Raw genomic sequence first — 11,242 nt, 5'->3', positions numbered from 1 at the left:
CAAGCAGTGGCGCGGCATCGCGATGCGCTCCGACAAGCTCCTCCGCAGCTACCGAGCTGCAGTCAGCCTCGCCACCACGCTCATCTGGATCAAATCAGACTTGATCAACACGCCCTAGGCGTCCTCCTCGCCGGTCTCGTTCCACCAGCGCACCGAACGCACCTTGGGGTCGAGCCCCAGTCGTTGCACGATACGCTCCAGCACGTCGACTCGTGCGCCGGGCGGGGCCGCCAGCTCGGCGCGCAGCGTCACCGACTCCTGACGCGACTTCGACGCCGTGATGGCGCGCAGGGTCATGTCGGCGTTCGCGATCGACTGCACGAGGAGGCCCCGGACGATATGCTCGCTCTTCTCCCCCGCGACGACCTCGAACGTGTACTCGTCCGACTCCGTCGACGCGCGCTCACGCGTGCGCAGCAGCGCACGAGTCAGGGGCCGCAGCACCGTGTTCGTCGCGATCACCCCGAACGCTCCGGCCAGAGCCAGCAGGAACAGCCCCGCGCCGGCCAGCGACCCCACCGCCGCCGAGCACCAGAGCGTCGCGGCCGTGTTGAGACCCCGGACGTTCAGGCCCTCGCGCATGATGACGCCCGCACCGAGAAAGCCGATGCCCGACACCACCTGTGCGGCGACCCGCGTCGGATCGGCCACCTCGCTGCCGAAGCTGAAGCCGCCGAGCACGACGAAGAGCGCGGATCCCGCCGCCACCAGCGTGTTCGTGCGCATACCCGCCATGCGCGAGCGCCACTGCCGTTCCAGGCCGATCGCCGCGCCCAGACCGAGCGCCACGGCAACCCGGACGAGGAGCTCGAGCGACTCGTGATCGAACTGCATCAGGCTGCAGCCGCGTCGCGAAGGCGCCGCCGTGCCGCACGTCGTTCGGCCTGCCGCACCGGATCCGGCACGGGCGCCGCCATGAGCAACGATTGCGTGTAGGGATGCCGGGGGTCGCCGGTCACCTGTTCGCAGTCGCCCTCCTCGACGATCTCACCGCGATACATCACCGCGACGCGATGACACATCCGGCGCACCACGGCGAGGTTGTGGGAGATGAACAGATATGCCGCGCCGGTCTTCTCCTGCATCTCGATGAGCAGGTCGAGAACGCGCGCCTGGGTGGACAGATCCAGCGCGCTGGTGGGCTCGTCGCACACGATCAGCTTCGGGTCCAGGGCGACCGCGCGCGCGATCGCGATGCGCTGACGCTGTCCGCCGGAGAACTCCCGCGGCGAGCGCAGCGCCGATCCCGCCGGCATGCCGACCGCGTGCAGCAGGTCGTGGATGCGAGCCACTGCGTCCCGCTGCGGCACGCCGCGCGCTCGCAGGGGCTCGGCGAGGATCTCGCCGATCGACATCGCGGGGTTCAACGACGAGTACGGATCCTGGAAGATCACCTGAAGGTCCGCGGCCAGACCGCGCCGCTGCGCCTTGCTCATGCCCTGGATCTGCCTTCCGTCGAAGGTGATCGTCCCTCCGGTCACCGGAGCGAGTCCGAGCACGGCGCGACCGAGCGTGGTCTTCCCGGAGCCCGACTCGCCGACCAGCCCCATCGTCTCACCGGGCTTGATCGACAGCGAGACACCGTGCAGCACCTCGACGCTCGGTGCGCGCCAGCCGCGTCCGGGGAAGGCGACCGAGAGATCCGTCACGTCCAGCAGGTCTTCGCGCGAGTCGGTCATGCTCCCGCTCCTCTCTCGCGGTCGATCGTCGTTCGGGCCGGGGTTCCGTCGAGCGTCGATGCCAGCAGCGTCTTGGTGTATTCGTCGGTGGGATCCTCGAAGATGCCCTCGGCCGTGCCCATCTCGATCACCCTGCCGTCGCGCATGACGACGACGTCGTCGCAGAGGTCCGCGACGACGCCGAAGTCGTGCGTGACGAGGATCATGCTGAGACCGCGCTCGCGCTGCAGCTCCCGCAGCAGCTCTAGGATGTCGGCCTGGACGGTCACGTCGAGAGCGGTGGTCGGCTCATCGGCGATGATCAGGTCGGGGTCGCACGACATCGCGCCGGCGATGAGCACGCGCTGGGCCATCCCGCCCGAGATCTGGTGCGGGTAGGCCCGGAACACTCGTTCGGCGTCCGTGATGCCGACGCTCTCGAGAAGACGCAGCGACGTCGTCCTCGCCTCGGCGCGGCTCATGCCCTTCGCGGCGCGGAGCGGCTCGATGAGCTGATGCCCGATCGTGAAGTTCGGGTCGAGGTTGCTCATCGGCTCCTGCGGGATGTAAGCGATGCGGCGTCCACGGACCGACCTCACCGCGCCGGGAGCGAGCAGATCCCGCCCTTCGAAGCGGATGGAGCCGGAGAGCACGGTCCCTCCGCGCGGCAGCAGCCCGAGGATCGCCAGGGACGTCTGCGTCTTGCCGGAGCCGGACTCTCCGACGAGGCCCAGGACTTTGCCCTTCCGCACGTCGAAGCCGACGTCGGTGACGACCTCCTTGAACGAGCCGTCGTGCTGCGCGTAGCCGACCGTCAGGCGGGAGACGTGGCAGATGCTGTCCACCGGTACCGCGACGTCGTCTGCGGGCGACATCCGCTGCCCCTTCGTCGCGCCGACGCGGCGACGCACGTGTGTCTGCGGGTTGAACGAGTCGCGCACGACGTTGCCGAGCAGGATCAGGGCGCCGACGGTGACACCGATCGCGACGCCGGGCCACACCATGAGAAGCGGATCCGAGTAGATCGCGGTGAAGGCATCCTGCAGCATGCCGCCCCATGTCGGGGAGTCGGGGTCGCCGAGGCCCAGGAACTCCAGTCCGGCCTGAAGGATGATCGCGAGCCCCGCGATCGTGGCCGCGTGCACGACGATCGGCGCGCGCACGGCGAACAGCACGTGCCGTCCGATGATGCGGACGTCGGAAAGGCCGGAGACCTGCGCGGCGTCGATGTACAGCTCCTTGCGCACGGCGATGACCAGATTGCGCACCAGCCGGTAGAACGACGGTGCGACCATGACGCCCAGAACCGCCATGGTGACCATGGTGTTCGGTCCGACGACGGCGAAGAACGCCACGAGCACGATCTTGCTCGGGAGGATGAGGATCAGGTCGCTCACCCAGCCGACGACGGCGTCGAAGCGCCCTCGGTAGTAGCCGCCGACGAGTCCCAGCGCCACCCCGAGCACGAGCGACACGAGCACGGTGGTCAGCGCTCCGAGCAGGGTGAGCTGGGTGGCGAAGATCAGCCGGCTGAGCACGTCGCGACCGGCGTTGTCGCCGCCGAGGAGGTAGGTGCCGGTGCCGACGGGCGCATTCACCATGTTGAGGTCGGCACGACCGGGCGGGTTGGGGGCGATCCACGGCGCCAGGACGGCCACCAGCACGATGAGAGCCAGGATGCCGAGGGCTGTGACACCCACGGGATTGCGGAGGATCCGCGACACGATGCCCTGACGTCGCAGCGGCGCCGTCGTCTGGTCGAGTTCCGTTGCCAGCATCGCCGTGCTCATGCGAGCCTCGCCTTCGGGTTGATCCAGCCGTTGATGATGTCGATGGCGAGGTTCACCACGATCACGATGACCGCGGTGACGATGAGCACGCCCATGATGACGGGCATGTCGCCGCGAATGGTCGCGTTCACCCCGAGCAGGCCCAATCCGGGGAGGGCGAAGACCTTCTCGATCACGACGGCGCCGCCGATCGTGCCGATGAACTGCAGCGACAGGACGGTCAGGGCCGGAACGGCCGCCGCGCGCAGGACGTGGTTGACGATCACAGCGCGCTCGCCGAGACCGCGGGCACGGAGCGTGCGGACGAAGTCGCGTTCGAGGACGTCGATGGTGGCGCCGCGGATCTGCTGGGCCGTCGAGGCGATCCCCGCGAACAGGAGGGCCACGACCGGAAGGGTGATGCTCGCGAGCCACCCCGACAGAGAGTCCGCGAGCGGCACGTAGCCGGTGGCGGGGAACATGCCGAGCCCGATCGCGAAGACCACGACGAGGACGATGGCGATCCAGAAGTTCGGGAGGGCGACCCCCAGGACGCTCACGACCTGGATGATGCGGTCGACCGCGCCGCCGCGGATCGCCGCGGTCATTCCGAGCACGACGCTGACGATCCCGGTGAGCAGCACCGCCACCGTCACGATCGAGAGCGTGACCGGCAGACGGGTTCCGACGAGCTCCATGACCGATTCGGAGTTGAACCAGGAGTGTCCGAAGTCGCCGGTGAGCGCACGCGAGAGCCAGTTCCAGTACTGGACGAGGAACGGCTGGTCGATGCCCAGCTCCGCCTCCTTCGCGGCGATGGATGCCGCGTCCGCGTCCTGCCCGAGGATGCTGTGCGCCGCGTGCTGACCGCCGGCGAAGACCAGGGCGAACGCGATGAAGGAGATTCCGAGCATCAGCACGAGTCCGCCGGCGAGCCGGCGGGCGATGAACCCGATCATGCTGCCTCCTTTGAGGGTCGGGGCTCCGGGCCGGGGCGGTGATCCGCCCCGGCCCGGGCCGGTTCAGGAGTAGTTGCGGATCGCCGGGACGACGTTCTGCGGCTGGGGCGTCACCGATGTGCCGCTGCGGGTCGCGTAGATCGTGTCGGCGAAGGCGATCGGCGCGAACCAGGCGTTCTCGACGATGTACTCGTTGATCTGGTGCAGCGTGTCCACGTACTCGTCCTCGCTCGTCGCGGCGACCGCGGCGTCGATCAGCGCGGCGATCTCGGGCGTGGTCGAGTGACGGGGGTTCCAGGGGCCGGCGGGGCTCACGGACTTGTAGACATCGCGCCACTCGTTGCCCGAGCTCAGCTGCATGACGAACGTCGCGTAGTCACCGGTCTGCACGGTGGGGATGTAGGACTCGGCGGTGACCTTCGTCCAGTTGACGGTGACGCCGATGTCGGCGAGCTGCTGCTCGATGATGTCGTTGGTCGCTGCGAAGGCGGGCATGGAGGGCATGTCGATCGTGATGCCGTCCGGGTGACCGGCGTCGGCGAGCAGCTGCTTGGCCTTCTTCGGGTCGTACGGGTAGCGCTCATCGAGCTCCGCGAGGAAGGCGGCGCTCTGCTCGTTGAAGATCTGCGTGCTGGCGAGACCGCGCGTCAGCAGGACCTTCTCGACGAACGTCTCGCGGTCGAACGCGTGGTTGATCGCCTGTCGCACACGGACGTCCGCGAGCGCCGGGTTCTTGCTGCCGTCGCGGTCGGCCAGGATCAGGCCCTGCCAGTCGAGTCGGTGGACGTTGAGCGTGAGGCCGGCGCTCTCCGCCTGGGTCGCCGACTTGGCGTCCAGGAGCGCGCCGTCGATCTCTCCGGAGCGCAGCGCGTTGAGACGAGCCGTGGTCTCCTCCATCACCGTGATGGTGAGCCCGTCGTAGGGGAACGCGTCTGCGTTCCAGTAGTCGTCGTTGCGCTCATAGACGTATGTCGCGCCGGCGACAGACTTCGAGGCGTCGAACACGTACGGTCCGGAACCGACCGGCTCGGTCGCGATGCTCTCGCCGGTCAGCGCGGCCGGACTCGCCATGGCGCCGGCGACGGTGGTCAGGTAGTTGGTCAGACCCGGGTCGGGCTCGGTGAGGGTGACGGCCACGTGGGTGTCGTCGACGACCTCGATGCCGCTGACCGATGCGAGCATCGACGAGTTGCTGCCTCCTCCGTCGCGGAGATGCTCCATGTTCGCCTTCACGGCGGCGGCGTCGAACTTCTCGCCGTCGGTGAAGGTGACGTCATCGCGGAGGGTGAGCGTGAGCGTCGTGTTCGTGTCGTCGTACTCCCACTCCGTCGCCAGGTTGGGCTGGAGCTTCGCGTCCGTGTCGAGCAGCAGGAGGGTGTCGTAGACGGGCTGCCAGTACTGGACGAGGTTGCCCGTCTGCAGTTGAGAGGTGTCGAAGCTGTTGTTCGAGCTGGTCGCTGCGAGGCGGAGGGTCGCGGCCTTCGGCGCGTCCGTCTCGCCGGAGGAGCCGGAGCCTCCGGCACATCCCGTGAGCAACAGCGCGAGAACGGCCACAGACGCGAGTGAGAGCTTGCGCAAGGGGGTGTCCTTCCATCGGTCGGGCGATGCCGCCAGATGACGACACCGTCTTCAGGTGCCGCGCCCGTGGGTGGACATCACTTCCGGAGGGACCCTGACTTCGCCCTGAAGCTACACGAATCGTAAACTATCGTCAACTATTCGTTGTCCGGTGCACTCGTTCAGCGATGATCACGCACCGAGAGCACGAGCGGCCTGCCATCGCGAGACGGTGGCGTCGATGAACGCCGTGAACACCTCGACCACCGGCGGCCCCACCACACCCGGAGGCAGATCGGCCTGCAACGCGGCGCAAGCGACGGCTCCGTGGAACGCGAGCGCGATCTGCGCCGCCTCCCGCTCGATCTCGTCGGGGCTGAACTGCGGGATGTCGCCGTCGTCGACGGCCTCGCCGACGTGGCGGGTGAACGACGCGTGCGTCCGGCTGTAGCTCTGCACGACGTACGCGTGCGCGGGATGCCCGACCGTCGCCCCCTCCGACATCAGACTGGCGTGCAGCCGAGTCACGCCCGGATGCAGGGAGAAGTACTCCACCACCCGCGGAATCCCGCGGACGTATGCCAGCCCGCGACGATTGGGGCCGGCTTGGCGATCGACATAGGCGCGCCACTCGGAGAGATAGTGGTCCATCACCGCCATGAGGAGCTCCTCCTTGCTGGAGAAGTACCGCACGAGCGCAGCCGGTGAGACTCCGACGCGTTCGGCGACATCGCGCATCGTCCCGGCGTGGAAGCCGTTCTCCCCGAAGGTGACCGCGGCCTGCTCGATGATCGCCTTGCGTCGCTCGATCCCGACGCGGTAGGGACCTCGCTTGCCAGTGGGCTCGTCCATGGACTCATTCTGTCGCGAGAACGGTGCCGGATGCGACGTCGACCACACAAACGGAAGGCTCTTTGGGGATTGAATAGTTGTATCTGCTAAACTATTCACGACAGCGAGGAGCGCCATGGATCAGCACGAGACGCACGACGACACCCTCCGACTCTGGATGGTGCGGCACGGGCAGACCCTGTTCAACGAGCTCGGGCTCGCTCAGGGCTGGTGCGACTCCCCTCTGACCGACGAGGGACGCCGCGGCGTGACCGCTCTCGCCGACGAGCTCCGCGAGATCGAATGGAGCGGCGTCTACGCCAGCTCCAGCGAGCGCGCCGTGGACACGGCCGAGATGCTCCTCGAAGGTCGCATGCCCGTCGTGCGGGACTGGCGCTGGAAGGAGTTCAACTTCGGCGTGTGGGAGGCGCGCCCCAACGTCGAGATGATCGAGGCACTCCGCTCGTTGACCGATTCGGCCGACCCGCTCGTCGCGATGCGCGGCCTCCTGCGGGGCGATCACCCGGCTCTGGAGCGCGGCGAGAGCGGCGCGCAGTATGCGTCGCGGGTGAACGCGGCCATCGCCGACATCCGCGCACGTCACCGGTCCGGCGACGTCCTCGTCGTGACCCACGGGATGACGATCGGTGTGGCCGCCGCTCTCGCCGATCCGGACTTCGACTTCGGGCACGGCCAGGGCAACGCGACCTTCTCGCTCGTCGAGTACGCCGCCGACGGCTCCGCCTCCATCCGTGCCCACGGAGCCTCGTCGAGGAGCGTCCTCTCCATCGTCCGCTGACGGATGCCGGCGCAACCGGTCAACGCTCGACGGCGTCGGCCGCGACCAGACGGACGTCGTCCGGGGCGACCGCCAGCATCACGGGCGTGCCTGGAGTGAGGCCGAACGCGGTCACCGCCTCCACGGGCACGTCGGCGACGACGTCCGGCGACCGCGTGTGCACGCGGACCCCGGCCGGGGTCTGCTCCAGCCGCGACACACGTGAGACCCACCGGCCGGGTCCGGTCGCGGCGGGATCCGGCGCACCGGCATCCGCCCGGGCGATCCGGACCGCGCCGGGCCGGAACACTGCCGCGAGCGCACGCCCCTCTTCGCGCACCAGCGCCGCCGACGCCGGATCGGGCGTCGTCAGCGTCATGCCGCCGGCCGTCCAGGCTCCCCCGCGCGCCTCGCCGACCACGCGGTTCAGCCCCGCGATCGACGCGGCGAACGGCGTCGCCGGCGACGCGAGCACGTCGCGCACCGCGCCCTCCTGCGCGACGCGCCCGCTCTCGACGATCACGAGCCGATCGGCGAGCGCGGCCGCGTCGACGGCGTCGTGGGTCACGATCAGCGTCGTCGCACGCCGCAGGTGCGCCGCGAGCAGCGAGCGGATGCCGTCGGCCGTGACCTGGTCGAGCGCCGTGAGCGGCTCGTCGAGGAGCAGCGCGACCGGCTCTGTGACGAGGGCGCGCGCGAGCGCGACGCGCTGCTGCTGACCGCCCGAGAGGGCCGCGGGTCGGCGGTCGCCGGCCTCGGGCAGCCCGACGCGGGCGAGCCACTCGTCGGCCTCGCGGCGTGCGACGCCGCGGCTCGCGCCGCGGGCCCGCCGGCCGAACGCGATGTTGTCGCGCGCGGACAGGTGCGGGAACAGCCGCGGGTCCTGCCCGAGCAGCACGACGCCGCGCCGGTTGACCGGCACCTCGCCCGCCGGCCCCGACACGACGCGCCCGCCCACCCGGACGCTCCCCGAGGTCGGCCGCACGAGCCCCCCGATGGCGTGCAGCAGCGTCGACTTGCCCGCCGCGGACGGCCCCATGATCGCGACGGTCTCGCCGCGGCCGACGCGCAGGCGCACGTCGAGCCGGAACGCCCCGCGATCGACCCGCACGTCGGCGTCGAGGGCGACGGATGCCGCGTCCTCCCGTGCGGCCTCCCCTCGCGGCATCACGTCACCCCCTCCCGCCTGGCCTCGTGGCCGCTCGCGATGGCGGACACCGTCGCCGACACGCCGTGTGCGAGCACACGAGCGCGGCGCGTCCGCCCCGATCTCCGCCGCCGTGCCGGCCGGAGCCCGCGCGTCACCGGAGAGCCCCCGGACGCCAGGCCCGCACGAGGAGCAGCGCCGTGATCGCGGTGACCAGCAGCAGGAGCGACAGCGCGACGGCCGTTCCCTGGCTGACGCCGGAGCCGTTGAAGGCCGTGTAGATCGCCAGCGGCATGGTCTGCGTGACCCCGGGGGCGTTGCCTGCGAACAGCGCCGTGGCGCCGAACTCGCCGACCGCCCGCGCGAAGCACAGCACGACGCCGGCGATGAGCCCGGGCGCGGCCAGGGGCAGCGTCACGCGCCACAGGATCGTCCAGCGCCCCGCACCGAGCGACGCCGCGGTCTGCTCGTACCCGACGCCGGTGGTCCGCAGCGACCCCTCCAGCGCGAGGACGAGGAACGGCAGCGCGACGAACGACTGGGCCACGACCACGGCGGCCGTGGTGAACGGCAGGCGCAGCCCGACGTCGGCGAGCGCCTGCCCGATCCAGCCGCTGCGGCCGAACAGGAACAGCAGCGCGACGCCGCCGACCATCGGGGGCAGCACGAGCGGCACCGTGACCACGGCCCGCAGCACCGCCGCGACGCGCGGCCCGCTGCGTGCGATCAGGAGGGCGAGCGGGACTCCGAGGACGACGCAGACACCGGTGGCGACGGTCCCGGTCGCGACCGACAGGCCGAGCGCCGACAGCGCCACCGGCGAGGTGATGTCACTCCACAGCGTCGACCAGTCGACGCGCCCGACGAGGGCCGACAGCGGCACGACCAGCAGCGCCAGCCCCAGGACCGCAGGCACGGCGAGGACGGGCGGCACGAAGCCGCCCGTCCTCGCCCGGCGGCTCACGGGGCGCCGAAGCCGTGCGCCGCGAGCACCCGCTTCCCGTCGGCGCCGAGCACGAAGGCGACAAACGCGCTCGCCGCGTCGGGGTTGCCGCTCCCGGTCAGCGCGCCGATCGGGTAGCGGTTGACGACCTGGCCGGCCTCGGGCGGCACGATCGCCTCCACGAGGTCGCTGCCGGCGGCATCCGTCGCGTAGACCAGACCCGCGTCGGCGTCCTTCGACTCGACCTTGGTGAGCACCGCCGTCACGTTCTGCTCGAAGCTCGCCGGGGTCACGCTCACGCCGACGAGGTCGAGGAGCTTCTGCGACGCCGCGCCGCACGGCACCTCGACCGCGCACAGCACGGTCGTGACCGAGGGGAGGTCGTCGAGATCCTGGACGTCGGCGGGGTTGCCCTCGGGCACGGCGATGACGAGCGTGTTGGTGGCGAACAGCTCGGGGCTCTCGACGAACGCGGCGACCTTGTCCATGTTGGCCTCGTCGGCCGACGCGAACACGTCGACCGGCGCGCCCTCGAGGATCTGCGCGGCGAGCGTGCTCGAGCCGTCATAGACGATCGGCTGCACGTCGACGCCCGGGTGCGCCTTCTCGAAGTCCTCGGCGAGCTCGTCGAAGGATGCCTTCAACGACGCGGCCGCGTAGATCGTGAGGGTCCCGTCGAGGGTGTCCTCGTCGGTGGCGGTGGGCGTGGGCGTCGGTGCGGCGCTTCCGCCGCTGCACCCGGTCAGGGCGAGCGCGGCGGCGACGGCGGCAGCGGCGACGGCGTGGCGGATTCTCATCTGACGCTCCTCGGGGTCTCGACGATGACGTTGGTGGCCTTGATGACGGCGACGGCGAGCGATCCCGGCTCCAGCGCCAGGTCGCGCACGGCCTCGGCCGACATGAGCGAGACGACGCGGTGCGGGCCGGCCTGGATGTCGACCTGCGCCATCACGCCGTCGACCTGCACGCGCGTGACGAGGCCGACGAAGCGGTTGCGGGCGCTCGAGAGCACGTCGGTGGGGTCGCCGGGGGCGCGGGCCAGCTCGACCGCGTGCGCGGCGAGCGCGGCGCCGGGAATGGTCGCGGGGGTCTCGCCGGTCGTGGGCAGGATGCCGTGATCCACCCAGCGCCGGACCGTGTCGTCGCTCACGCCGAGCAGCCGTGCCGCCTCGGACAGCCGGTAGTTCTCCATGCCGTCGACGCTACACCGCACCTTCGGAGACGTCGCCGGGCTTATTCCGCACCTGCGGGAACCGGCCTGCTCGACCGCGCCACGGCATCCCACCAGATCAGGAGATCTGACGGCAACAGGACGATCCGCGGGAAACGGTCCTGTCCCGGTCAGATCTCCTGATCTGGGGCGCGGGTGAGGCGGATGCCGGCAGGGTACGGGTTCCGGCGGGAGCGGATGCCTGGCGGGGGCGGATGCCTGGCGGGGGCGGATGCCGGCCGCGGCGGATGCCGGCAGGGCACGGGGTTCCGGCGGGGGCGGATGCCGGAGCGCCGGGATAATCACGCCCCTCGCCGGAGCCCGCCGGAAGGGTCGGGGTTACGCTGAGCAGATGCCCCTTCCGCCCCTCGTCGAGCCCGTCGCGGCGCT

The 11,242-nt window shown here is 70.5% G+C and carries 11 protein-coding genes; 1 reads left to right on the top strand and 10 read right to left on the bottom strand.

All coding sequences use genetic code 11. The features are described from left to right. Window positions 1-114: 114 nt before the first annotated feature. From WML84_RS08650 to WML84_RS08625, 6 genes are all read right to left on the bottom strand, one after another. The gene (locus WML84_RS08650) at window positions 115-834 is read right to left on the bottom strand and encodes an MgtC/SapB family protein (protein WP_347345742.1); all 720 of its coding nucleotides are present in this window, start codon (window positions 832-834) and stop codon (window positions 115-117) included. Beyond that, window positions 834-1,679: an ATP-binding cassette domain-containing protein gene (locus WML84_RS08645; protein WP_347345741.1), complete on the bottom strand. Its 846-nt coding sequence runs from the start codon at window positions 1,677-1,679 to the stop codon at window positions 834-836. The genes WML84_RS08650 and WML84_RS08645 overlap by 1 nt, the downstream gene beginning before the upstream one ends. Further along, window positions 1,676-3,436 (bottom strand): dipeptide/oligopeptide/nickel ABC transporter permease/ATP-binding protein, encoded by a 1,761-nt coding sequence (locus WML84_RS08640; RefSeq protein WP_347345740.1) that lies wholly within the window; start codon window positions 3,434-3,436, stop codon window positions 1,676-1,678. The genes WML84_RS08645 and WML84_RS08640 overlap by 4 nt, the downstream gene beginning before the upstream one ends. An 8-nt stretch (window positions 3,437-3,444) precedes the next feature. Continuing rightward, window positions 3,445-4,386, bottom strand: a complete 942-nt coding sequence (locus WML84_RS08635; protein WP_347345739.1) for an ABC transporter permease — start codon at window positions 4,384-4,386, stop codon at window positions 3,445-3,447. Window positions 4,387-4,449: 63 nt separating this feature from the next. Next, the gene (locus tag WML84_RS08630) at window positions 4,450-5,964 is read right to left on the bottom strand and encodes an ABC transporter substrate-binding protein (protein ID WP_347345738.1); all 1,515 of its coding nucleotides are present in this window, start codon (window positions 5,962-5,964) and stop codon (window positions 4,450-4,452) included. Window positions 5,965-6,135: 171 nt separating this feature from the next. Next, window positions 6,136-6,795, bottom strand: a complete 660-nt coding sequence (locus WML84_RS08625) for a TetR/AcrR family transcriptional regulator (protein ID WP_347345737.1) — start codon at window positions 6,793-6,795, stop codon at window positions 6,136-6,138. A 115-nt stretch (window positions 6,796-6,910) separates the two neighbouring features. Here WML84_RS08625 and WML84_RS08620 point away from each other — a divergent pair, with 115 nt between their 5' ends. Continuing rightward, window positions 6,911-7,573, top strand: coding sequence for a histidine phosphatase family protein (locus tag WML84_RS08620; RefSeq protein WP_347345736.1), 663 nt, complete (start codon window positions 6,911-6,913; stop codon window positions 7,571-7,573). 19 nt (window positions 7,574-7,592) lie between these two features. On the opposite strand, the gene WML84_RS08615 is transcribed toward WML84_RS08620, so the two are convergent. The 4 genes from WML84_RS08615 to WML84_RS08600 all read right to left on the bottom strand — a co-directional run bounded on the left by WML84_RS08615 (window position 7,593) and on the right by WML84_RS08600 (window position 10,834). Further along, window positions 7,593-8,720 carry an ABC transporter ATP-binding protein gene (locus tag WML84_RS08615; protein WP_347345735.1) on the bottom strand — a complete coding sequence of 376 codons (1,128 nt, stop codon included), beginning with the start codon at window positions 8,718-8,720 and terminating at the stop codon, window positions 7,593-7,595. Between the two features lie 133 nt (window positions 8,721-8,853). Beyond that, window positions 8,854-9,615: an ABC transporter permease gene (locus tag WML84_RS08610; protein WP_347345734.1), complete on the bottom strand. Its 762-nt coding sequence runs from the start codon at window positions 9,613-9,615 to the stop codon at window positions 8,854-8,856. Between the two features lie 44 nt (window positions 9,616-9,659). Continuing rightward, window positions 9,660-10,439 carry a molybdate ABC transporter substrate-binding protein gene (gene modA, locus WML84_RS08605; protein WP_347345733.1) on the bottom strand — a complete coding sequence of 260 codons (780 nt, stop codon included), beginning with the start codon at window positions 10,437-10,439 and terminating at the stop codon, window positions 9,660-9,662. Then, window positions 10,436-10,834, bottom strand: coding sequence for a TOBE domain-containing protein (locus tag WML84_RS08600; RefSeq protein WP_347345732.1), 399 nt, complete (start codon window positions 10,832-10,834; stop codon window positions 10,436-10,438). The genes modA and WML84_RS08600 overlap by 4 nt, the downstream gene beginning before the upstream one ends. Window positions 10,835-11,242 lie beyond the last annotated feature (408 nt).

The organism is Microbacterium sp., assembly GCF_039812165.1.
In the GTDB taxonomy this organism is placed as follows: Bacteria; Actinomycetota; Actinomycetes; order Actinomycetales; family Microbacteriaceae; genus Microbacterium.
This window is presented reverse-complemented; position numbering and strand designations above follow the sequence as displayed.